The sequence below is a fragment of the Brevundimonas sp. GW822-FHT03E11 genome (assembly GCF_058801445.1).
In genome coordinates this window covers 1-20,388 of sequence record NZ_JBXANG010000006.1, presented here as the reverse complement: position 1 = coordinate 20,388, position 20,388 = coordinate 1, and the positions used below count along the sequence as shown (strand labels likewise).

Below are 20,388 nucleotides of genomic sequence, written 5' to 3'. Positions count from 1 at the left end.
GGGCGCCGCGAAGCAGCCAAAGGGTGAGGGCGCGGGGTGCGAACCGGCCCGCCGGCGGGCCCTCATCCGGCCCTTCGGGCCACCTTCTCTCAATGGGAGAAGGAAGGAATTAGAGCCCCTTCTCCAGCACCACGAAGTCCAGATCCGGCCGGGGCGGGTCGATGGGAAAGGGGCGCGTTTCGCCGGTGGGATGGTAGCCGCGCCGTTCGTACCAGGCGATCAGTTCGACGCGGCGATGGATGACGGTCATCTCCATGCGGCGGGCGGCGAAGCGGGTCACGGCCTCGCTCTCGGCGGCGGCGAGGAGACGGCGGCCCAGGCCGGAGGCTTGCAGGATGGGCTCGACCGTCAGCATGCCGAGGTAGGTCCGGCCGTCGCCGACGCGGGCCACCTGGACGCAGCCGACCAGGGCGCCGTTGCGGTGGGCCAGCAGAATGACCCGGTCGGGATCGGCGATCAGGGCCGACAGTTCCTCGGCGCTGGTGCGGGTGTCGAACAGCAGGTCCGCCTCATGCGTCCAGCCGGCCTTGGCCGTCTCGCCCCGATAGGCGCGCTCGATCAGGGGATGAAGCGCGGCGACGTCGTCGAGGATCGCCGCGCGGAAGGCGATGTCGCTCACCGCTCCCGGTCTGGGGAAACGCCCAGCTCCCGCACCAGATGGTCCATGCCATAGACGTCGCGCAGGGCCACGGTGACGGCCTGGGTGGTGACGATGACGCTGCGGTTGACGGCGCGGTCGTAGCCATAGGCGTTGCGCTGGGTCAGGACGGTGGAATCGAAGTTGGCGCCGATGATCTCGCCCTTCGCATTGATGGCGGGCGAGCCGGAAGAGCCGCCGATGGTGTCGGTCGAGACGGCCATGTCCATCGCCGCGTTCGGGTCGATCCGGTCCTTGGCCGCCAGCAGTTTGGGCGCGACGGCGAAGGGCTCGGCCCCCGTGGCGCGGTCCCACAGGCCGGCGAAGGTGGTGAAGGCGGCGAACCTCTGGCCCGGAACGTCGGAGCCTTCGACCTGGCCGTAGGTCAGGCGCAGGGTGCCGGTGGCGTCGGGATAGACGGCGTCGCCATAGGCGGCGAAACGGGCGGCGGCCAGCTGTTCCGAGGCGCGGTCGGTCGGGGCCTGAACGCGGGTCTCCCAGGCGTCGCGAACGGCGCGGGCGTCGGCGTCGATGGCCAGGGCGTACTGGATCATCGGATCGGTCGAGGCCTGGATCGCGGCCAGACCCCCGGTCCACAGGGCGCGGCGCACGGCCGGGTCGGCCAGGGTCGTGCCGGCGACCAGACGCGCCGACAGGCCCTCGGGGCTTTCCTTGCCCAGCAGGGTGCGGACCGAGGGGTTATCGACCGTCAGCCATTCGCGGGTCTTGGACAGCCACCATTCCAGCCGGATCTGCTCCAGCTCGGGATAGGTGGGACGTTCGGCGAACAGGCGGGATTCGACGCCGGACAGGCGGCTGTCGGCGAACTCGGGGAGGCGCTGGTCGGACGGCTTGGCCCGCTCCTGGGCGCCGCGCACCAAGGTGCGGGCATAGCTGAACAGTTGCGATCCCCCGGCGACCGAGGTCGTGCCCAGGCCTGTGCCGCCCTCCAGCAGGGCCATGGAGGGATGGAGTTCGCGGGCGACCGGCTGGACCGCGCTGAGCGCCGACCAGGGATCGACGCCGGAGGCGGCGGCGCGGGCGCGGAAGTCGGCTTCCTGCTCGGCTTTACGAGCCATGAAGGCCGGATCGATCAGGGCGGCCATGCGGCCGCGCCCGCGCTTATAGGTGTTCTCCAGGCCCACGATCGGGTCCATGGCGATGAAGGCCTGCTCCTCGCCCTCTTCGGAATAGCGGATCAGCCGGCCGCGCAGCTCCGACGCGATCAACTGGTCCAGCGGCAGCACCACGTCGCGGATGGTGGTCAGCTGGTCCATCGTCAGAAGACGCTGGGTGGCGCCGGGGTTGCCGGAGATGAAGACGGCCTCGCCCTCGGTCGGCTTGTTGGGGTTCCAGGCGAAATGGGTCGGGGTCTCGACCGGCTTTCCGTCCTCGTACAGGCGGATGAAGGCCGCATCGATGGCGAAACGGGGGAAGGAGAAGTTGTCCAGATCGCCGCCGAATGTGGCGGCCCGATCCTCAGGCGCCCAGGCCAGGCGGACGTCGGAATATTTGCGGTACGTGTAGAGTTTGAACTGGCCGCCCCGGTACAGGCTGACGACCTGGCAGCGGATCTTGGGGTCGGTTCCGCAGGCTTCGCTTTCGATCCGTCCGGCCTCGGCGTCGCGGGCCTGGGTGAAGGCCTGGCCTTCAAGACCAGCGCCGGCCTTGTGCATCCGCTCGGTGACGTCCGAGATGTCGGTCAGGATTTCGGCCGTGGCGCCGGGGCATTTCAGCTCTTCCTCGCGCGACTTTGGCAGGAAGCCGGTCTCGGCGTAGTTGATCTGGGGCGTGGACAGATTGGCGACGCAGGTGGCGACGCAGTGATTGTTGGTCATCACCAGGCCCTGGCCCGAGACCACGCCCGCCGAACAGCCGCCGAACTTGACCGAAGACAGCCGCACCCGGTCCAGGAAGGCCTGGTCGATGTCGGTTCCCAGCGCCTGGTTGGCGCGGGCGACGGGGAAGTTGTCGAAGGTCCACATGCCTTCTTCAGCCGAGGCCGAGGAGGCGGCTGCGACGGCGAGAACGGCGGCGGAGGCGAGAAGGGCGAGGCGCATGGGGGTGGTCCTTGAAGTCTCCTCCCCATCGCTCCGCGATGGGGAGGTGGCGCGGCGCGACTTCGCGCCGTGACGGAGGGGCTCTGAGATACATGACAGGCGCCGGTGCGGTGGTGAAGAGCCCCTCCACCGCTACGCGGTCCCCCTCCCCGCAAAGCGGGGAGGAGACTTTATGACCCGGCCTTTACCGCCGCACGCCCAGTTCGCGCAGCAGGCGCGGCTGGTTGTAGACGGTGCGCAGGGCCTCGGTGATGGCGGCGGTCGAGACCGTGACCGTGCGGTTCAACTCGCCGTCATAGCCGAAGCTGCCGCCCAGCGAGTGGATGTTGCCGTCGAAGGCGGCGCCGATGACTTCACCCTTGGCGTTGATCACGGGCGAGCCCGAATTGCCGCCGATGATGTCGTTGGTCGAGACGAAGTCATAGACGGTCGACTTGTTCACCTTGCCCTCGGCCGCCAGCCAGTCTTCGGCCGCGTTGAAGGGCTCGGCGCCCGTATTCCGCTCGTACAGACCGCCGATATAGGTGAAGGGCTCCACCGTCACGCCACGATAGGTCCAGCCCTTAACCTGGCCGTAGGAGAGGCGCAGGGAGAAGGTGGCGTCGGGATAGAGGTTGGTTCCGTAGACCGCGAACCGGGCCTGGGCGATCTTTTCGGCGGCGCGGCTGGTCGGGCCGGACACGGCCGCTTCCCACTGGGTGCGGACGGCCTGGGCGGCGTCGTCATTGGCCAGAACGAACTGGATCATCGGATCGCCCGAGGCGGCCAGCTGTTCCGGCGTCATGGCCAGGGCCTCGGCGCGGAAGGCGGGGTCGGCCAGGCGGGTGCCCGCGACCGTGCGTTCGGCGATCTGTTCGGGGCTTTCCTTGCCCAGCAGGGCCTTAACGCTCGAATTGTCCACCGTCAGATATTCGCGGGTCTTGGACAGCCAGAACGACATGTAGATTTTCTCGATGTCGCTGGAGATCGGGGCGTCCTGGGCCAGGCGGCGACCCAGGGCGGCGATGTCCGCGTCCGAATAGCCGGCGCGGCGTTCGGCCGCAGGCTTGGCCCGCTCCTTGGCGGCGCGGACGATGGCCTTGGCGTAGCTGTACAGCTGCGAGCGCGGACCCGATTCCAGCTGGCGATAAGGCAGGTAAAGGTCGCGCTGGGCGGCGGCGGCGCGCTCCAGCTCGGCCCAGGGGTCGCCGATCCGTTGGGCCAGGGCGGGGTCGGCCGCGACGCGCTGGCGCAGCTCCTGCTCCTCAGCGCGCTTCTTGGCCATGAAGGCCGGGTCGGTCAGGGCGCCCTGCTGGCCGTAATAGACCTTGAAGCTGTTCTCCAGGCCGAAGATCGGATCGACCGAGACGCGCTTGGCCTCTTCGCTGGTGGTCGCATATTCCAGCAGGCGGCCGCGCAGTTCCGAGGTCTGGATCAGGGTGATCGGCAGCTGCTGATCGCGCAGGACCTCCAGCTGGGCCATGGTCAACAGGCGCGAGGTCGAGCCGGGGTTGCCGGCGACGAAGGTTACGTCGCCTTCCTTGGGCGCATTGGGGTTCCACGTCAGGTGGTTCGGCGTGGAGACCGGCTTGCCGTCCTCGTAGGCGCGCAGGAAGGCCGCATCCAGGGCGTAGCGCGGGAAGTTGAAATTGTCCGGATCGCCGCCGAAGAAGGCCGCCTGAAACTCGGGCGCGAAGACCAGACGCACATCCTCGTACTTGCGGAACTTGTAGAGCTTGTACTGACCGCCGCGGTACAGGCTGATGACCTGGCAGGTCAGCTTCTGATCGTCGCCGCAGACTTCTTTTTGAATCTTGTCGATCTCGGCCGCGCGGGCGCGCACGAAGGCGGCGCCCTCAAGCCCGGCGCCGGCGGCGGTGACGCGGTCGGTGACGTCGGTGATGTCGGTCAGGATCTCGGCCGTCTGGCCGGGGCATTTCTTCTCTTCCTCGCGGGTCGCGGGCATCCAGCCGTTCTTGACGTAGTCGTTCTGGGCGTCCGACAGGTCCTGAACGCAGCTGACGACGCAGTGGTGGTTGGTCAGGATCAAGCCTTCGCCCGAAACCAGCGAAGCCGAACAGCCTTGCAGACGCACGGCGGCGTTGCGCACCCGATCCAGCCAGGCCTGGTCGAGGTTCGTGCCGTATTTCTCATTCACCGTGGCGATGGGGAAGTTGTCGAAGGTCCACATGCCCTCATCGGCCTTGGCGGGGGTCGCAGGCGCGGACAGGACGACGGTCGCGGCGCCGAGGGCGGCCAGCGAGGCGGTGAGACGAAGGGACGGCAGGGACATTTGGAAACTTCCTCCAGAGCGCGGGACCGGGCTGATCCGCTGTTATCTTGTAACTAGCGCCGTTTCATCGACGCCGCCAAGAGCCAGACGCCGATAGCCCGGCGATCGGTCCCTCGCAATCGCGCCGATGCGAAGCCTTACCCCGATTTAACTTGGCGCTGAGGCACGCGCCGGTCAGATAGACCCCATACCGGGGGTTTATCGACGACCATGTCGCTTGCATTATCAACCTTGCTCTACGAGTGGCGCCGCTACATGGCGGCCATTGTGGCGCTCGCCTTTTCCGGCCTGCTGGTGCTGGCCCAGGTCGGCATGTTCATGGGGATCGGCAAGGCCTTTACGGCCCAGATCGACCGCGCCCGCGCCGACATCATGATCCTGAGCCCCGGGGCCACGGCCCTGTTCAACGGCGGCCCCTCGGGCGTGCCGCGGCGCATCATGCCGGTGGTCTATCAGCACCCCGAAGTCCTGGCCGTCGCCGACCTGGACGGGTCCGGCGGGCGTTGGCAAAACATCGTCAAGGACAAGGAGCCGGGCGCCGAGCCTGCGGCCCCCGGCGCCAAGAAGATGGAGTTCGTCAACGTCACCACCATCGACGCCATGCCCGGCGCGGTGACGGTGCCCGTCGACTATTCCGACGATCTGGTCGAGGCCCTGCGCCAGCCCTATGCGGTGGCGGTGGACCAGACCGCCCTGGGACGGCTGGGCGTCAAACTGGGCGACCAGGCCACCTATAACGGCAAGACCGTGCGGGTCGCGGCCGTGACCCAGGGCTATCCCAATATGATGCAGGCCACGGTCGTCATGTCGCGCGACACCCTGCGGATGCTGGGCGAGGCCAATACCGGCGAACGGGTCGGGCCGCTGATGGTCCAGATCAAGGATCCCTCGCGCGCCCCGATCGTGGTGGCCCAGCTGAACGCCATCTCCAACGGCCAGTTCAAGGCCTGGACGCGTCAGGATCTGGCGAAAGCCAATGAAGGCGCGATGATGAAGGAGAGCTTCATCGCCATCATGCTGGGCTTCTCGCTGTTCCTGGGCATTTTGATCGGGGTGGCCATCACCTGGCAGACGCTGCGCGGCGCCATCATGGCGAACATCAAGGAGTTCGCCTCGTTGCGGGCCCTGGGCGTCTCCATGGGGTCGTTGCGGCGGATCGTCCTGGAACTCAGCTTCTGGGTCGGGATCGCCGGGGTCCTGGCGGCCTTCGTCCTGACTTGGGCCGTCAGCCTGCTGGCCGCCGGCTCGGGCCTGACCATGTCCTTCCCGCCCACCATGGTGATGATGGTCTCGGCCATGCTGGTGGTGATCGCCCTCGTGTCCGGCTTCCTGTCGCTGGGCGTCCTGAAGAAGAGCCAGCCTGCGGACCTGCTGCGATGAGCGTTCATACCAAAGTCCACGGCAAGCACGGCGACTTCGCCATCGAGGCCAAGGGTCTGGTCAAGCGGTTCAAGACGGGCCGCAGCTGGGTCGAGGTGCTGAAGGGCGTCGATTTCGACGCGCGCCACGGCGACCTGACCATGGTCATGGGGCCGTCCGGCTCGGGCAAGTCGACCCTGATCGCCAATCTGTCCGGCCTGTTGAAACCCGAAGAGGGGCGGGTGGACATTCTGGACGTCGACGACCTGTGGAAATACGGCTCGGGCCGGATCGACAAGTTCCGGCTGGATCACTGCGGCTTCATCTTTCAGGGCTTCAACCTGTTTCCGTCGCTGACGGCGCTGCAACAGGTGATGACGGTGCTGAAATATCAGGGCCTGTCGCCGTCGGAAGCCAAGAAGCGCGCCACCACCGCCCTGGAAGAGGTCGGCCTGGGCCATCGCTTGAACCAGCGGCCCAGCGCCCTGTCGGGCGGCGAGAAGCAGCGCGTCGCCATCGCCCGCGCCCTGGCCAAGAATCCGCAGATCCTGTTCGCCGACGAGCCGACCTCGGCCCTGGACGGCGAGAACGGCCAGGTGGTCATCCGCCTGCTGCGCCGCGCGGCGACCGAACACGGCGCCGCCGTGATCTGCGTGACCCACGACCCGCGCCTGGAAGCCTGGGCGGACCGGGTCATCCACATCGAAGACGGCAAGATCCTGGACGATCAACGCCGCACCCCTGATCCCGACGCCCAGCTGGCGTCCCACTAAGCTCTTTTCGAACGGACTGAACCGTCATGCCCGCCTTTCTCAAAAACAAATGGCTCTGGATCGGCCTGATCCTGATCGTCGTCCTCGTCGTCGGCTTCATGGCCTTCAGCAAGGCCGGCGCGGCCAAGAAGGCCGAGGTCGAAAAGGCCGCCGCCCAGAAGATCCACAGCCCCTACGCCGCCATCGCCAACGGCAAGGCTGACGTCGAGGGCGGGGTGATCAAGGTCGCCGCCCGTCGCGGCGGCGTGGTCCGCGAAGTCTTCGTCAATGAGGGCGACAAGGTGGTCGCCGGCCAGATCCTGGCCCGCCAGGAAGACGACGAGACCCGTTTGGCGGCCCAGAGCGCGGCGGCTGCGGTGTCCGAGGCGCGCGCCCAGCTGGGCATGACGCGGGTGGAGCTGGCGACGGCCCGCCGCGAATATGAGCGGCTGTCGAAACTAGCCGCGACCAACTTCGTCGCCGCCCAGCGTCTGGACCAGGCCCGCGATCAGATCGCCCAGGCCGAGGCCCGGATGTCGTCCCAGAACGCCGCCGTCCAGACCGCCCAGTCCCGCCTGGACGAGGCGCGCTATAATCAGGAGCTGACGGTGATCCGCGCCCCGATGAACGGCCGCATCGCCCGCCGCTACGCCCAGCCAGGCGCCGGCGCCTCGACCCTGAACGTCACGGCCATGTTCGATCTGGAGCCCGAGACCGACCGCATCGTTCGCGCCGAGATCGTCGAGGCCGACCTGCCCAACGTGACCGTCGGCCAGGAGGTTGAGCTGACGCCCGAAGGCGATCCCACCAAGATTTCGGTCGGCCGCGTCCTGCGCCGCGCCGCCGTCTTCGGCGCCCGCCAGCTGCAGTCCGAAGACCCTTCGGCCCGCACCGACGAACGGGTGGTCGAGGTCGTGGTCTCGGCCGACGACACCCCCTTCCTGATCGGCCAGCGCGTCCTGGTGAAGTTCATGAAGCCCGGTCAAAAAGCCGGCGTCGCCCGTCCAGTCGCCGCCGGCGTCGGCCCCGACCAAGCCATGCGCGCGGCGGGTCAGAAGTAAGAGGTCGGATCAGCGGCCGGTGAAGTTGCCCGGCCGTTTTTCCAGCACGGCGGCGACGCCTTCCTGGTGGTCGTCGGTCAGGTGGGCCAGGGCCTGCATCGCGGCCGACAGCTCCAGAATCTGTTCGAAGGTCTGGTCGCGGCCCTGGCGCATCAGGGTCTTGGCCATACGCAGGGCCTGGGCCGGCTGGGCGGCGATTTCACCGGCGGTGGTCAGGGCTTCGTCCATAAGAGTCTCGTGCGGCACGACCCGGTTGACCAGGCCCCAACGCTCGGCCGTTTCGGCGTCGATGCTGCGGCCGGTGAAGAGCATTTCGGCGGCGCGGGCGTAGCCGACGTCGCGCGGCAGCCGCCAGGCGCCCCCGTCGCCGGGGATAATGCCCAGCTTCAGAAACGGCACACCGAAGCTGGCCCGGTCCGAGGCGATGCGGATGTCGGCGGTGGCGGCGATGCCGCAGCCCAGGCCCATGGCCGGGCCGTTGACCGCCGAGACCAGCGGAATCTCCAGATCATACAGGCTGCGGACGATCCGGTGGACGACGCGACGATAGCGGGTGCGGATCTCCGCGCCTGACCCTTCGAACAGGTCCCGCCGGTCGCGCATGGCGGTCAGATCGCCCCCGGCCGAAAAGGCCCGCCCCGCCCCGGTCAGGACGACGCATTTGACCGTCATGTCCGCATTCGCGCGGGCGCAGGCCTCCGCGAATTCATCGCCGTCGCCCAGGTCGGGCAGGGCGTTCAGCCGCGCCTCACGGTCCAGCGTCCAGATCAGCACCGCGCCCTGGCGGGTTTCGGCAATCAGCCCCATGGGTCGTCTCCCTTGTTCCCCCTCTCATCGTCCGCCGCCGTCGCGTCAGGCAAGGTCGGAATTGCAAAAGCCCCGGTCGGGACCGGGGCTCCTGCACGTCCGGCTCGCGAAGCCGTCAGCGTTTCTTGGGCGTATAGGGTACGAAGTTGGACGGATGGCTGGCCGCCCGTCCCGAGTTAGACGGCATGTGCCGACTGTTGACCAGCATCCCGCCCCAAAGGGCGAAGGACATCATGGCGTGTTGGAGGTTGCGCTCCTTATCGTTCATCTTGGCGTCTCCTTTCGCAGAACGATGAAAAGAGACGCGTCGTACCTAGGGATCTCACCATCAGTCGTTTCGCGTCGATGACCAAGATAGCCATCTCCGTCCAAAATGCAAATTTTTAAGTCAGTAACCGGAGCAATTTTTATGAAGATGTCGCGTTGAGCGCGCCCAGCCCGCCCCGGCTTCCGCCGAAGGCGATCGCCACGCCGTGCGTCATGGTCTGCGCCATCGACGGTGAAAGCGGCCTGTGTCTGGGCTGTTTTCGAACCCTGAAGGAGATCGCCGGCTGGCGCGCCCTGGGGGAGGAAGAGCGGACGCGGATCATGGCGGAACTGCCGTCGCGGCGCGGCCGGATCGACCCCGCCAAACTGGGCTGACGGCGCAGGCGTTTAAGACTTCGTCAGCCACGTCGCTTCACCGCATCCCAACGGGCGACCGCTATTGGGAAGGAATGATCCGCATCGATCTTCAGTCCGTCGTCGTGCTGGGCGCATCCCTGGCGGCCTCGTTCGCGACGGCCCTGGCGATCCGTCATCTGGACGGGGGCGAGCCCGCCCTGGCGGCGGCCCAGCCGGAACGCCTCGCCGTCGCGCACACGTCCGCTTCCGGGACCGCGACCCAGGTGGTGAAGGGGCCGGACGGCCACTACTGGGCGCAGGCGACCATCGAGGGGCGGGCCGTGCGGGTTCTGATCGACACGGGCGCCAGCGTGGTGGCCCTGACGCGAGCGGACGCCCGGCGCCTGGGCGTCGATCCGACGCCGGACGCCTATACGGGGCGGGTGCAGACCGCCTCGGGCCTGGCCCGCACCGCGCCCGTCGAACTGGCGGCGGTCTCGGTCGCAGGCGCGCGGGTCGAGCGAGTCCAGGCCCTGGTGGTCGAAGATGGGCTGGCCTATTCCCTGTTGGGCATGAGCTATCTGGGGCGGCTGTCGGCCTTCGAGGCGACGCCTGCGGGACTGACGCTGAGGCCCTAAAGATCCTGCATCTGACGCCGAGCTTCGCGGAAATACTGCCAGCCGGTCCACAGGGTGATGACGGCGGCGAACCAGATCAGGAAGACGGCGAAGGATTCGAAGGCCGGCTGCCAGGACAGGGGCGAGCCGTCCTCGTTCTGAAGGCCGAAGGCGTCCCACAGCAGGGTCAGTTGCAGGGCCGCCAGCGCCACCATCTGGACCGTGGTCTTCCATTTGGCGGCCAGGGTGACGGGCAGTTCGATGCGCCCCGCCATGGTCTCGCGCAGGGCCGAGACCGCGAACTCACGGAACAGGATCAGGCCGCAGGGCAGGGCGATGCCCGGCAGGGAGCCGGACGCCAAGACGCCCAGAATGGCCCCGGTGATCAGAACCTTGTCCGCGATCGGGTCCAGAATGGCGCCCCAGCGGGTGGTGGCGTTCCAGCGCCGCGCCAAAAAGCCGTCCACCCAGTCGGTCGAGGCGGCGATGACGAAGATCCAGAAGGCCCACAGGCCGAACTTCAGCTGGGTTTCCGGCGACAGCCAGGCGTCCAGAGCCCCCGGCGCGGCGCCGGCCAGCATGGCGAACATCACCACCCCGGCGAACAGGCGGATGCCCGTCAGGATGTTGGGGATCGGATTGGCGCGGAGGGCGGGCGCGGTCATGACGGGATCTCCAGCAGGGACGCGAGCAGGGGGTGAAGCGTCTCCGCGAACGGATTGGCGACGGTGACGCCTCGATAGACGAAGCCGTCCTGCATGTCTTCGGAAAGCAGAAGGCCGCAGCCGGCTTCGGCGGCGACGGTCAGGATCAGGGCGTCCCAGATCTGAAGATTGAAGAAGGCCGCGGCCTCGAGCGCCGCGTCCATGGTTGCGGCCGAGGCGGCAGTCAGGCCGACGCCTGCGCTCCAATCGAGAACGATCTTTCGCGCGATTTTGGGCGGATGGCCGCCCTTGCGGGTCAGGATATTGTAAAATTCGCCCGCGACCTGGGTCGGGATGACCAGGCTGTGGTCGGCGAGGGTCTTGATCAGCCGGCCGGCCCGTCGCCGCTTGGCGCCGTCGTCCCCAATGCCGGCGGCGTATCCCAGGACATTGGTGTCCAGCGCCAGCTTCAAGCGTAGCCGTCTTCGCGTGTGATGCGTCCGGGCGCGCGAGCGGGCAGTGCGGTCAAATCCTCCACGAGCGCGTGAAGTCGGGCGACCCGTTCATCGTTCTTCTGTTCGTCCGTGACCGCCGGGGTGATCCGCACCAAAGGCTTGCCGTGGGCGGTGACGACATAGGATTCGCCGGACGCCACCTCGCGGAAGATGCGCGAGAAGTCGCGGTTGGCTTCGGTGGCGGTGATGGTCCGTTCCATGCGCATAAAGTAGTGTTTTTCACTATTTTATGCAACTCACCCCAACGGCTCGAACCTCGCCTTGTCAGTCAGGGCGGTCAGGACGCCGTCGGCGATTCCGAAATGAAGCCCGCTGAGCTCCAGTTCGCCCTTGGCTTCACGCTCGGCGATCCAGGGAAAGGTGCGCAGGTTTCGGATCGACAGACGCACCACGGCCTCTTCGGCGGCGCGCTCCAGTTCGTTCGGCGCGACGGTTTCGGCGACGTGCTGAACCACCGGCGTGCCTTGGGCGATCCAGGGGGCCACGAAGTCGGCGACGACGTCCGGCGCGCCGTTGATCATGGCGTTGACCCCGCCGCAGTGGGCGTGACCCATGACGACTATGCGTTTGACGCCCAGAACCTTGACCCCGAACTCCAGGGCCGCAGAAACCCCGTGCAGCTTGCCGTCCGGTTCATAGGGCGGAACCAGATTGGCGACGTTGCGGACGACGAACAGCTCGCCCGGCTTGGCGTCGAAGATCAGGGCCGGGTCGGCGCGGCTGTCGGAACAGGCGACGATCAGGGTGTGCGGCTTCTGGCCCTTTTCGGCCAGGGTTTCGTACTCGGCGTGCGCCTCGGGCCAGTGTTCGGCGCGGAAGCGGCGGTAGCCTGACAGGAGAGGGTCTTTGGACGGATCGGACATGGGGCGGGTATAGGACCCAATCTCGGGGCGGGGGAGAGGTGAAAACGGGAAAATCGCCGTCGCCTCTCCGGTTCCGCACCCCTTCGGTGAGGCGTCTAGGCCCACAGCCAGACTGCGGCCGCCGTATAGAGGGCGATGCCGATCACGAGGTTGAAGGGAAAGGTCACGGCCAGGGAGGCCGTGACGAAGACGCCGGGATCGGCCTTGGGCGCCGCGACCCGCATGGCGGCGGGCACGGCGATGTAGGAGGCCGAGCCCGCAAGGACGGCCAGCATGGCTGCGTCGCCGAGTCCAAGACCCGCCAGTCGTCCCAGGGCCAGGGCGACGCCTGCCGAGAGGACGGGGAAGCCGAGAGCGAAACCGATCACCGGCCAGGTCAGCTTGCGCCGATCCGCCATCAGGCTACGCGCGGCGGTCAGACCCAGGTCCAGCAGGAAGAAGCACAGGGCGCCCTGGAACAGCGGATTGACGAACAGGTCCAGCTTCTTCAGCCCCGCCTCGCCTGAAATGAGGCCGACCAGGAAGCTGCCGAGCAGCATCACCGTCGCCGCTCCGACCAGAACTTCGCGCAGGACGACGCCCCGGCCGGTCGACGGCTCGCGGCCGGCGCCGTGCATCAGGACCAGGGCGGTCAGGATCGCCGGCGTCTCCATCAGGGCCAGCACCGCCGCCATATAGCCGCCGGGCGCCAGACCCAGGTCGGTCAGATGCTGCTGACCGGCGGCGAAGGTCACAACCGACACCGATCCATAGGTCGCCGCGAGGGCGCACAGGGTCGGACGATCCAGTCGCGACGTCCACCGCAGCAGGATGAAGGCCAGGAGCGGCATGAGGGCGCTGAGCGTCAGGCCCAGAGCCCCGGCGGTGAGAAAGTCGCCCTGAAGCCCGGCCTCCCGCGCTTCCACGCCTCCCCGAAAGCCGATGCACAGCATCAGATAAAGGGAGATCGCCTTGGCGACCTGCTCCGGTATGGACAGGTCTGATCGAGCAAAGGCCGCAGCCGCGCCTACGAAGAAGAACAGGATGGCGGGCGAGGACAGCAGTCCGAGACTGGCGGTGATATCGGGCATGGGGGCTCCAACACTCAGTGCGGGCCCTTTGCCCGCCCCGCCCCAGACGCGCCAGTTTATTGACTTGATGTGCGGCATAACGAACAGTTATGGCATGACCAGTCTCGACATCGATCTGCTGCGGACCTTCGTGACGGTGGTCGAAACCCACAGCTTCACCCGGGCGGCCCAGCAACGCGGCCTGACCCAGCCGGCCGTCAGCTTGCAGATGCGGCGGCTGGAGCAGCAGCTCGGGGCGCCGCTGCTGGACCGGGGCGGCGCCAGGGTGGGGCTGACCACCGAGGGGGCGGCCCTGCTGCCCCAGGCGCGGCGGCTGTTGAAGCTGAACGACGAAATCATCGCCACGCTGAGCGACGGCGAGCCCGAGGGCGAGGTGCGGTTCGGGGCGCCGGAAGACATCGCCACGGTTCATCTGCCGGGCATACTGGGGGCCTTCGCGCGCAGCCATCCGCGCATCCGGCTGTCGGTGACATGCGACTATACCGCCAATCTGCTGGATCAGCTGTCGCGCGGACTGCTGGACCTGGCCCTGGTCAAGCGCGAGGCCGGGGGCGCCGACCTGGGGCTGAAGGTGTGGAGCGAGCCGCTGGTCTGGGTGGCCCAGGATGCCTCGGTCGCGGAGGCCTCGCCGCTGCCCCTCATTATCGCGCCTGCGCCGGACATCTATCGCAAGCGCGCGCTACAGGCGCTGGAGGCGGCGGGAATCGGATTTCGGGCGTCCTTCACCTCGCCCAGTCTTGCCGGTCAGATGGCGGCGCTGCGGGCGGGGCTGGGCGTCGGGGTTCTGCCGGCCGCCATGGCGCCGCGCGATCTGGCGGTGGTGAAGATCCTGCCCGCCCTTGACGACAGCGAGATCGCGCTTGTGTCCGCGCGCGGTTCGGGCGGTCCCGCCAAACTGCTGGCGCAGGAGGTGTTTCGAAGCCTGGAGCGGACGCCGGATCGTTGAGGCTGCCGCCCGCCTACCGCCCCGCTATCGAACCTGCGGATGGAAAAAGGCGTGGATGCGTTCGGCGAGGGCCTGGCTGACCCCGTCCACCTTGACCAGGTCGGCGACGGAGGCGCGGCCGACGCCCTTGGCGGAGCCGAAGGCGTGGAGCAGGGCCTTCTTGCGGCCCGGGCCGACCCCTTCGATCTCGTCCAACGGGTTCTTCCTGATGTCCATCGAGCGGCGCTTGGCGTGGGCGCCGTTTGCGAAACGGTGGGCTTCGTCGCGCAGCCGTTGCAGGTAGTAGAGGGCCGGGGACTTCAGCGGCAGCATGAAGGGGGCTTTGCCGGGCATGAAGAACTTCTCCATCCCCGCGTCGCGATCCGGTCCCTTGGCGACCCCCACCACGGCGATGTCGTCCAGGCCCAGGTCGGCCATGACGGCCAGAACCTCGGCCAGCTGGCCCGCGCCGCCGTCAATCAGCAGCAGGTCCGGGCGCACAACTTCCTCGCCCTCCTCTTCGTCCTTGACCAGACGGGCGAAGCGGCGGCGCATGACTTCGCGCATCATGCCGTAGTCGTCGCCGGGCGTCAGATCCTCGCCCCGGATGTTGAACTTGCGGTACTGGGACTTCTGGAAGCCTTCGGGGCCGGCCACGATCATGCCGCCCACCGCATTGGTTCCCTGGATATGGGCGTTGTCATAGACCTCGATCCGCTCGGGCCGGGCCTCCAGGCCGAAGGCCTCGCACACCTCGTCGAGGATCTTGCCCTGGGCGGAGCTTTCGGCGAGGCGACGGCCCAGGGCCTCTTTCGCATTGGTCAGGGCGTGGTCGACCAGGGCCAGCTTCTCGCCCCGCATCGGCCGAGCGATCTCCACCTTGCGGTCCGCCTTCATCGAAAAGGCTTCTTCCAGCAGCTCCAGCTCGTGCGGCCGGACGTTGGACAGGATCAGGCGCGGGATCGGCTTGTCCTCGTAGAACTGGCCCAGGAAGGCGGCCAGGATTTCGGGATCGGTGTCGGTCTTGTCCACGCGCGGGAAATAGGCGCGCCCGCCCCAGTTCTGGCCGGCGCGATAGAAGAAGACCTGGACGCAGGCCTGGCCGCCGTCGGTGTGCAGGGCGAAGACGTCGCCCTCGGCCACGCTGTCGGCGCTGACGGAGTTCTCCATCGAGATGGCGGACAGGGCGCGGATGCGGTCGCGGACCCGGGCGGCCTGTTCGAAATCCATGGCGTCGGACGCGGCCTGCATCTCCTGCGACAGGCGGCTGATGACGGCCCGCGACTTGCCGCGCAGGAAGGCCTCGGCCTCGTCGACCAGCTCGCCGTAGTCCTCCAGCGAAATCAGACCGGTGCAGGGCGCCGAACAGCGCTTGATCTGGTGCAGCATGCAAGGCCGGGTGCGGGTCTCATAGACGCTGTCCGAACAGGAGCGCAGCAGGAAGGCCTTCTGCAGGGTGTTCAGGGTCCGGTTCACCGCCCAGGTCGAGGCGAAGGGCCCGAAATACTGGCCCGGCGTGGTGTGGGCGCCGCGATGCTTGCGGATCTGGGGGGCGCGGTGGTCGCTGCGGATCATCAGTTCGGCGAAGGACTTGTCGTCGCGCAACACGACGTTGAAGCGCGGCTTCAGCTTCTTGATGAAGTTGGATTCCAGCAGCAGGGCTTCGGTCTCGGTGGCGGTGACCACCAGCTCCATCGACCGGGTGAGCGAGACCATCAGGCCGATCCGCTGGGTGTGGAACCTTCCCTGGGCGTACTGGACGATCCGCTTCTTCAGCGACTTGGCCTTGCCGACATACAAGCACGAGCCGTCCTCGCCATACATGCGATAGACGCCCGGCTTGTCGGGCGCCCGACGCGCCTCGTCGGCGATCAGGGCGGCGGCCTTCAGGGTCGAATCGAGCGTCTCCTCGGTCATCGGGATGGATATAGGGCTTCGCGCGAGGCGGCGCATGTCCTTCCCCCGCTTGCGGGGGAAGTGTCAGGCCGTGGCGAGAAGCGACACGCCTGACGATGGGGGGAGTTTCACTTCAGGGAAGAAGACTTCCCTCTCCGTCGCTGGATCGCTGCGCGATCGACGCGCTGCCTCTCCCGCAAGCGGGAGAGGGTCTGGATTTACGAGCGGCGAACCAGAAGGACGCCGGCCAGAACCAGGCCCACCCCCGCGATCCGGCCCAGGTTCAGCGGCTGGCGCGGCACGCCCAGGGCGCCGAAATGATCCAGGATCAGGCTGAGCAGCAGTTGGCCCCCGACCATCAGGGTGATGGTCATGGCCACCCCCAGGCGCGGCACGCCCCAGGCGGCGGCCACCACGAAACAGGCGCCGTAGACCCCGCCAAGCCAGGCGTACCAGGGCAGGGCGCGGGCGGCGGCCATGTCGGGCCGGGTCTGCATCAGGGCGGCGAGGATGCCCAGCACCGTCGTGCCCACGGCGAAGGAGATGAAGGCCGCATTGACCGGCGAGGCGACGGCGGTCGCCAGCTTGGCGTTGGTCGGCGCCTGAAGGGCGGTGGCGCCCCCGGCCAGAACGACGACGAGGATGGCGAACAGAGACGGGTTCATGGGCCTTGGCTAGCACGTCGCCGGCCTTTTGTTAGCCCGAGATGAAGCGGGCGGCGCGTTCGCCCTCCGGATCGCCGGCGGCGCCGAAGCCCCGATTGATGGTCATATGGCTGTCGTCGGGGGCGGGAACGACCTCGGCCCGGCCGCCGGCGCGGGTCAGGGCCTCGGCCAGGCCCCGGCTCTGGACGGCCGAATCCTGACGCCGGGCGACGTGGAAGATCAGAAAGGGCGGATAGGCGACGCCGGGGCGGACGCGCAGGGTGGGCGACAGGGCGGCGGCCTGATCGCCGAAAGCCTGGTCATAGGTCTGGCCCAGCCACTGGTCGATGCGGCCGTCCCCGCGCGGCGCCGTGGCGTCATAGCCGGCGCCGTCCAGCAGGATCACCCCCGCCAGATCCGACGGCCTCAGCCCGACGGCGCCCAGATAGTCGGGGTCGATCCCGACCAGGGCGGCCAGATGCGCCCCGGCCGAATGGCCCATCAGATAGAGCGGCCGGCCGGGCAGGCGGCGTTTCAGGTCGGCGACGGCGGCGGCGACGTCCATGGCCGACTCGCGGGCGCTGACGGCGGGCGCCAGTCGATAGCCGGTCGAGGCCAGGGTCAGGCCGTGGCGGCGGGCATAGGCCGGCAGCTCATTGACCCGCGTCCGCTCGCCCCGCGACCAACCGCCGCCGTGGACGAACATCAGGACCGGTCCTGCGCCCCGGTCGGCGTAGAGGTCATAGGCCTGAAGCGGATCGGGGCCGAAGGCGACGGTCTGGGACGGCGCCGGGGTCGCCGTGGACGGCCCCGTTCGACGGCGCCGCCGATCTCCGCGCGTTTGGGCCAGAGCAGCATTGGGCAAGACGGCGCCGAGGGCCAGCCCCATCAGGGCCAGGCGACGGGAGACGGGCATAGAAGGATCCTTTCCGAACAGGCTTGGCCGTTCTGAAACGGATCAGCGGATCGTTTCCGTCTCACCAGAGGTCGGAAACCGGGGCGCCGTCGAAGATTTCGGCCAGCCGCGCGCGACAGCCCCGATTGACGTCGGCGGGCAGGGCGGCGGGGTGGAACCAGCCGACCTCGGCGATCTCGCCGCGGCTGGTCGGTTCGCCCGGATCGAAGGCGTCGATGAGGAAGACGGCGACGTGATCGCCGGGAAAGAACCGTTCATTGGAATGGATCGAGACCAGGCGCGGCGCCGACCGCGCAATCAGCCCGGCCTCCTCACGCAGTTCGCGCGCCACGGCCTGATGGGTCGTCTCGCCCCGATCCACCCCGCCCCCCGGCAACCACCAGCCCTTCAGATAGGTGTGCCGCACCAGCAGCACCCGCCCCCCGGCGTCCGTCGCCACGGCCCGCACGCCCAAGGTCTTGCCGCGCGTGAGGCGCGACCAGGCGAAGAAGAGGGGACGGGTGAAGGGTTCGACGTGGATGCGCCAGGTCATGGGGGTGTGATGGTTGGGGGCAGAAGGCGAGATTGTCTAAGGCGAAGGCCACTTCATGTGTCCGCTACCAGACGGCCCCAAGAAGCGTCTGATAAGGGTTTCAAGCTTTGCTCGATCTTTGGTTTCGCACTCCCAGACGACCATCACCTCCCACCCAGCGCTTTCAAGAGCAACTCGGTCTCTAGCATCTCGCGCCACGTTGGTCTGGAATTTGGAGTTCCAAAAATCAGCACGTGTCTTTGGTGTGGTTGTCTTGCGGCATCCATCATGTCGGTGCCAGAAGCAGCCATGAACGAAAATCACTTTTCGCCTAGCCGGAAACACGAGATCTGGTGATCCAGGCAGGGTCCTTTGATGGAGGCGAAATCTATAGCCTAAACCATGGGCCGCTTTGCGAACGGCTATTTCGGGCGTGGTGTTCTTTCCGCGCACCTTTGCCATCAACGAAGAACGCGCGGCAGGGAACTGTTCAGATCTTTCCAAGAACGACAGGTCGTCTTTCGGGGCGGAGATACTCATGGGCTGAAAGATAGGCAACGAACGCCGCTACCACCTCCCGCATGTAAGCTGCGACACGGTTTGAAAGGTTGCGCAAATCTGCCGCTGTATCGTCTTGCCCGCATTCGACGAAAGAAAGACTTCCATGCGCCAGCTTGTTCCGCAGGCTCACGATCAATTCCATGGCACCCAGGTCATCCTTGATAACACGTCTGACGCCCTCGAACGTGTCTTTGGACAAATTCAATTTAAGGCCGAGACGATCAACAATCTTTTTGATCTGCTGATCGTCCCAATTGCCTCCGCCGCCTTTTTCAATGTCAAAACCTGGGACGGGAAGTGCGGCAACCATATGATCGCAAAGCGCAATCGCTTGTTGTAATCTCTTCTCTGGACCTGTCTCGGCGTTGGATTTGGTCATGAACTTGACCCATTCTTTGCGAAGCTCCGTGGTTAGATCGCCGGGCATCCAACTGGCTGACGAAAGCGCAGCTTTCGATACCGCCTCAAGGCAGTTCGTGATCGTCGCTTCGACCAGATTGTAGAGCTGGAGATAAACGCTCGAATACAGCATCCGCTGCTGGGTAACGGACACCGCCAAGATATCAGTCGTTGAACTTCCAATTGTGCCCGATTTAATCGCATTATCCAGCCCCTCGAGAAAATCAAGGTAACCCTCGATCTCAGCGAGTCGATCCGCGAAACGTTCTTCGATAGAGTGCACGATCAAGATTCCAAGAGGTGATCGCGGACGAATGCAATTCGGTTCTCAAGTTTAGACCGAACGTTCGCAGCATCAGACGTGGTCTTGAGTTTGAATTCTTCACCGTCAATCCATCTAGAAACGTCAACCGGCGCTGATATCAAATCAGGCTTAACAGAAAGAGCCAAATCTGTGCCAATTGCGATCGCCTCGAATCGCACTCGCGGCGTCGTCTTAGCTTCGAGTGCCTTCTTGAATCCGTTAGGAAAGTTGGCTTTGACGAAGGTCAACATACGATGGAACCGCTTGCGGTAGACTTGTTCCAGGCCGGGATTGATGGCAAAGGCCTGATTCATCTTCTTAGTGTATTCAAATATAAATCTAGCTGGGCTATCCTTATATTCTTCCAATCCATCCCCGTAACCGAAGAATCGGGTAACCAACTCTTCAGGTACTCGCTCATTGTGGGATTTTGCGGAAACTGGAGCTAACTCCGCGAACAGGTTTTCCCTAGCCAAATCTTCGATAAGTTTTTGGAACGGGCCACGCAGGGCTCCTCTCCTCACTTCGCCAGGATTAGCCACCTTGCTGCCGGTATTTATCCGCTCGAACATATCGTAACGCGCTTGCTCGTCGGCATGCTCGCTAAGAATGATCCCTCGGATTGACCTGTTCAACATCTTGAGTTGGCGGCCTTCGCTTAGATCGGTGAATCGTGTTCCGGAGAGCGACGGCAGCTCTTCGAGCTCTCCAAGCTTCAACTCGCCTGTGACGTACTCTTCGAGTGTGCGAATGCGTTGGGATCCATCAACGATCTCAAGTTTTCCGTCCCCCATCTCCCAAAAAAACAAAAATGGAATGGGAAGGCCCATGTGTACTGACTCAATAAACTTCGTCTTTCTGTCAATTTGCCAAGTAAATTTACGCTGATAATCAGTGACGTGACCCCCGTTTCTCATCCAGCCATAACGAGAGTCCTGGGTTGATCTGAGCTGGGGTTGTCGGGGTTTGCAA

At 66.2% G+C, this 20,388-nt stretch carries 23 protein-coding genes; 6 read left to right on the top strand and 17 right to left on the bottom strand.

Annotated features, from left to right (window positions below):
* Positions 1 to 109 precede the first annotated feature (109 nt).
* The 3 genes from AC1RKE_RS11155 to AC1RKE_RS11145 all read right to left on the bottom strand — a co-directional run bounded on the left by AC1RKE_RS11155 (position 110) and on the right by AC1RKE_RS11145 (position 4,969).
* Positions 110 to 619, bottom strand: coding sequence for a GNAT family N-acetyltransferase (locus tag AC1RKE_RS11155; RefSeq protein ID WP_228186024.1), 510 nt, complete (start codon positions 617 to 619; stop codon positions 110 to 112).
* Positions 616 to 2,697 carry a S46 family peptidase gene (locus tag AC1RKE_RS11150; RefSeq protein WP_395941888.1) on the bottom strand — a complete coding sequence of 694 codons (2,082 nt, stop codon included), beginning with the start codon at positions 2,695 to 2,697 and terminating at the stop codon, positions 616 to 618. Before AC1RKE_RS11150 ends, AC1RKE_RS11155 begins: the two co-directional genes overlap by 4 nt.
* 184 nt (positions 2,698 to 2,881) lie before the next feature.
* Positions 2,882 to 4,969 (bottom strand): S46 family peptidase, encoded by a 2,088-nt coding sequence (locus tag AC1RKE_RS11145; protein WP_348684428.1) that lies wholly within the window; start codon positions 4,967 to 4,969, stop codon positions 2,882 to 2,884.
* A gap of 210 nt (positions 4,970 to 5,179) precedes the next feature.
* On the opposite strand from AC1RKE_RS11145, the gene AC1RKE_RS11140 reads away from it, so the two are divergent.
* Genes AC1RKE_RS11140 through AC1RKE_RS11130 form a run of 3 tightly spaced genes read left to right on the top strand, consistent with a single transcriptional unit; the run spans position 5,180 to position 8,141 of the window.
* Positions 5,180 to 6,349 carry an ABC transporter permease gene (locus AC1RKE_RS11140; RefSeq protein ID WP_348684429.1) on the top strand — a complete coding sequence of 390 codons (1,170 nt, stop codon included), beginning with the start codon at positions 5,180 to 5,182 and terminating at the stop codon, positions 6,347 to 6,349.
* Positions 6,346 to 7,101, top strand: coding sequence for an ABC transporter ATP-binding protein (locus AC1RKE_RS11135; RefSeq protein WP_152949665.1), 756 nt, complete (start codon positions 6,346 to 6,348; stop codon positions 7,099 to 7,101). The genes AC1RKE_RS11140 and AC1RKE_RS11135 overlap by 4 nt, the downstream gene beginning before the upstream one ends.
* A 26-nt stretch (positions 7,102 to 7,127) precedes the next feature.
* Positions 7,128 to 8,141, top strand: a complete 1,014-nt coding sequence (locus tag AC1RKE_RS11130; RefSeq protein WP_348684430.1) for an HlyD family secretion protein — start codon at positions 7,128 to 7,130, stop codon at positions 8,139 to 8,141.
* Positions 8,142 to 8,150: 9 nt separating this feature from the next.
* Here AC1RKE_RS11130 and AC1RKE_RS11125 read toward each other — a convergent pair whose 3' ends face one another.
* Both AC1RKE_RS11125 and AC1RKE_RS11120 read right to left on the bottom strand, forming a co-directional pair.
* Positions 8,151 to 8,948: a crotonase/enoyl-CoA hydratase family protein gene (locus AC1RKE_RS11125; RefSeq protein WP_348684431.1), complete on the bottom strand. Its 798-nt coding sequence runs from the start codon at positions 8,946 to 8,948 to the stop codon at positions 8,151 to 8,153.
* Positions 8,949 to 9,063: 115 nt separating this feature from the next.
* A complete protein-coding gene (locus tag AC1RKE_RS11120) occupies positions 9,064 to 9,216 on the bottom strand; it encodes a hypothetical protein (protein ID WP_007390126.1) in 153 nt (50 codons plus the stop codon).
* Positions 9,217 to 9,371: 155 nt separating this feature from the next.
* Between AC1RKE_RS11120 and AC1RKE_RS11115 the strand changes: the two genes are divergently transcribed.
* Both AC1RKE_RS11115 and AC1RKE_RS11110 read left to right on the top strand, forming a co-directional pair.
* On the top strand, positions 9,372 to 9,590 hold the full coding sequence (locus tag AC1RKE_RS11115) for a DUF1289 domain-containing protein (RefSeq protein ID WP_321208006.1): 219 nt from the start codon (positions 9,372 to 9,374) through the stop codon (positions 9,588 to 9,590).
* Between the two features lie 74 nt (positions 9,591 to 9,664).
* On the top strand, positions 9,665 to 10,189 hold the full coding sequence (locus AC1RKE_RS11110) for a retropepsin-like aspartic protease family protein (RefSeq protein ID WP_395941887.1): 525 nt from the start codon (positions 9,665 to 9,667) through the stop codon (positions 10,187 to 10,189).
* On the opposite strand, the gene pgsA is transcribed toward AC1RKE_RS11110, so the two are convergent.
* From pgsA to AC1RKE_RS11085, 5 genes are all read right to left on the bottom strand, one after another.
* Positions 10,186 to 10,833 carry a CDP-diacylglycerol--glycerol-3-phosphate 3-phosphatidyltransferase gene (gene pgsA / locus AC1RKE_RS11105; RefSeq protein ID WP_054764951.1) on the bottom strand — a complete coding sequence of 216 codons (648 nt, stop codon included), beginning with the start codon at positions 10,831 to 10,833 and terminating at the stop codon, positions 10,186 to 10,188. The two genes, AC1RKE_RS11110 and pgsA, sit on opposite strands and share 4 nt — an antisense overlap.
* Positions 10,830 to 11,285 carry a PIN domain-containing protein gene (locus AC1RKE_RS11100; protein WP_287396481.1) on the bottom strand — a complete coding sequence of 152 codons (456 nt, stop codon included), beginning with the start codon at positions 11,283 to 11,285 and terminating at the stop codon, positions 10,830 to 10,832. Before AC1RKE_RS11100 ends, pgsA begins: the two co-directional genes overlap by 4 nt.
* Positions 11,282 to 11,527, bottom strand: coding sequence for a type II toxin-antitoxin system Phd/YefM family antitoxin (locus tag AC1RKE_RS11095; protein WP_287104467.1), 246 nt, complete (start codon positions 11,525 to 11,527; stop codon positions 11,282 to 11,284). The genes AC1RKE_RS11100 and AC1RKE_RS11095 overlap by 4 nt, the downstream gene beginning before the upstream one ends.
* Before the next feature lie 36 nt (positions 11,528 to 11,563).
* Positions 11,564 to 12,190 carry a carbonic anhydrase gene (locus tag AC1RKE_RS11090; protein WP_152949671.1) on the bottom strand — a complete coding sequence of 209 codons (627 nt, stop codon included), beginning with the start codon at positions 12,188 to 12,190 and terminating at the stop codon, positions 11,564 to 11,566.
* A 95-nt stretch (positions 12,191 to 12,285) separates the two neighbouring features.
* Positions 12,286 to 13,260, bottom strand: a complete 975-nt coding sequence (locus AC1RKE_RS11085) for a sodium-dependent bicarbonate transport family permease (RefSeq protein ID WP_287396482.1) — start codon at positions 13,258 to 13,260, stop codon at positions 12,286 to 12,288.
* A gap of 94 nt (positions 13,261 to 13,354) precedes the next feature.
* Between AC1RKE_RS11085 and AC1RKE_RS11080 the strand changes: the two genes are divergently transcribed.
* Positions 13,355 to 14,206 (top strand): LysR substrate-binding domain-containing protein, encoded by an 852-nt coding sequence (locus AC1RKE_RS11080; RefSeq protein ID WP_348684538.1) that lies wholly within the window; start codon positions 13,355 to 13,357, stop codon positions 14,204 to 14,206.
* Between the two features lie 24 nt (positions 14,207 to 14,230).
* On the opposite strand, the gene uvrC is transcribed toward AC1RKE_RS11080, so the two are convergent.
* From uvrC to AC1RKE_RS11045, 7 genes are all read right to left on the bottom strand, one after another.
* Positions 14,231 to 16,102 (bottom strand): excinuclease ABC subunit UvrC, encoded by a 1,872-nt coding sequence (uvrC, locus tag AC1RKE_RS11075; RefSeq protein WP_395941889.1) that lies wholly within the window; start codon positions 16,100 to 16,102, stop codon positions 14,231 to 14,233.
* Between the two features lie 197 nt (positions 16,103 to 16,299).
* A complete protein-coding gene (locus AC1RKE_RS11070) occupies positions 16,300 to 16,746 on the bottom strand; it encodes a DMT family transporter (protein ID WP_054764958.1) in 447 nt (148 codons plus the stop codon).
* Positions 16,747 to 16,777: 31 nt separating this feature from the next.
* Positions 16,778 to 17,641: an alpha/beta hydrolase gene (locus AC1RKE_RS11065; RefSeq protein WP_201464153.1), complete on the bottom strand. Its 864-nt coding sequence runs from the start codon at positions 17,639 to 17,641 to the stop codon at positions 16,778 to 16,780.
* 61 nt (positions 17,642 to 17,702) lie between these two features.
* Positions 17,703 to 18,173, bottom strand: coding sequence for an NUDIX domain-containing protein (locus tag AC1RKE_RS11060; RefSeq protein WP_152949675.1), 471 nt, complete (start codon positions 18,171 to 18,173; stop codon positions 17,703 to 17,705).
* Positions 18,174 to 18,209: 36 nt separating this feature from the next.
* Positions 18,210 to 18,692: a very short patch repair endonuclease gene (locus tag AC1RKE_RS11055; protein ID WP_228186002.1), complete on the bottom strand. Its 483-nt coding sequence runs from the start codon at positions 18,690 to 18,692 to the stop codon at positions 18,210 to 18,212.
* Positions 18,643 to 19,395: an MAE_28990/MAE_18760 family HEPN-like nuclease gene (locus AC1RKE_RS11050; protein ID WP_228186000.1), complete on the bottom strand. Its 753-nt coding sequence runs from the start codon at positions 19,393 to 19,395 to the stop codon at positions 18,643 to 18,645. Before AC1RKE_RS11050 ends, AC1RKE_RS11055 begins: the two co-directional genes overlap by 50 nt.
* A gap of 2 nt (positions 19,396 to 19,397) precedes the next feature.
* Positions 19,398 to 20,388: DUF262 domain-containing protein (locus tag AC1RKE_RS11045; RefSeq protein WP_492897041.1), on the bottom strand; the 991-nt coding region annotated here is incomplete at its 5' end.

Bases quoted from the DNA above. Each gene is read 5' to 3' on its own strand.
- AC1RKE_RS11150 (WP_395941888.1), bottom strand. From the start codon at position 2,697: ATGCGCCTCGCCCTTCTCGCCTCCGCCGCCGTTCTCGCCGTCGCAGCC.
- AC1RKE_RS11145 (WP_348684428.1), bottom strand. From the start codon at position 4,969: ATGTCCCTGCCGTCCCTTCGTCTCACCGCCTCGCTGGCCGCCCTCGGC.
- AC1RKE_RS11140 (WP_348684429.1), top strand. From the start codon at position 5,180: ATGTCGCTTGCATTATCAACCTTGCTCTACGAGTGGCGCCGCTACATG.
- AC1RKE_RS11135 (WP_152949665.1), top strand. From the start codon at position 6,346: ATGAGCGTTCATACCAAAGTCCACGGCAAGCACGGCGACTTCGCCATC.
- AC1RKE_RS11130 (WP_348684430.1), top strand. From the start codon at position 7,128: ATGCCCGCCTTTCTCAAAAACAAATGGCTCTGGATCGGCCTGATCCTG.
- AC1RKE_RS11125 (WP_348684431.1), bottom strand. From the start codon at position 8,948: ATGGGGCTGATTGCCGAAACCCGCCAGGGCGCGGTGCTGATCTGGACG.
- AC1RKE_RS11120 (WP_007390126.1), bottom strand. From the start codon at position 9,216: ATGAACGATAAGGAGCGCAACCTCCAACACGCCATGATGTCCTTCGCC.
- AC1RKE_RS11110 (WP_395941887.1), top strand. From the start codon at position 9,665: ATGATCCGCATCGATCTTCAGTCCGTCGTCGTGCTGGGCGCATCCCTG.
- pgsA (WP_054764951.1), bottom strand. From the start codon at position 10,833: ATGACCGCGCCCGCCCTCCGCGCCAATCCGATCCCCAACATCCTGACG.
- AC1RKE_RS11095 (WP_287104467.1), bottom strand. From the start codon at position 11,527: ATGGAACGGACCATCACCGCCACCGAAGCCAACCGCGACTTCTCGCGC.
- AC1RKE_RS11090 (WP_152949671.1), bottom strand. From the start codon at position 12,190: ATGTCCGATCCGTCCAAAGACCCTCTCCTGTCAGGCTACCGCCGCTTC.
- AC1RKE_RS11085 (WP_287396482.1), bottom strand. From the start codon at position 13,260: ATGCCCGATATCACCGCCAGTCTCGGACTGCTGTCCTCGCCCGCCATC.
- AC1RKE_RS11080 (WP_348684538.1), top strand. From the start codon at position 13,355: ATGACCAGTCTCGACATCGATCTGCTGCGGACCTTCGTGACGGTGGTC.
- uvrC (WP_395941889.1), bottom strand. From the start codon at position 16,102: ATGACCGAGGAGACGCTCGATTCGACCCTGAAGGCCGCCGCCCTGATC.
- AC1RKE_RS11070 (WP_054764958.1), bottom strand. From the start codon at position 16,746: ATGAACCCGTCTCTGTTCGCCATCCTCGTCGTCGTTCTGGCCGGGGGC.
- AC1RKE_RS11065 (WP_201464153.1), bottom strand. From the start codon at position 17,641: ATGCCCGTCTCCCGTCGCCTGGCCCTGATGGGGCTGGCCCTCGGCGCC.
- AC1RKE_RS11060 (WP_152949675.1), bottom strand. From the start codon at position 18,173: ATGACCTGGCGCATCCACGTCGAACCCTTCACCCGTCCCCTCTTCTTC.
- AC1RKE_RS11055 (WP_228186002.1), bottom strand. From the start codon at position 18,692: ATGAGTATCTCCGCCCCGAAAGACGACCTGTCGTTCTTGGAAAGATCT.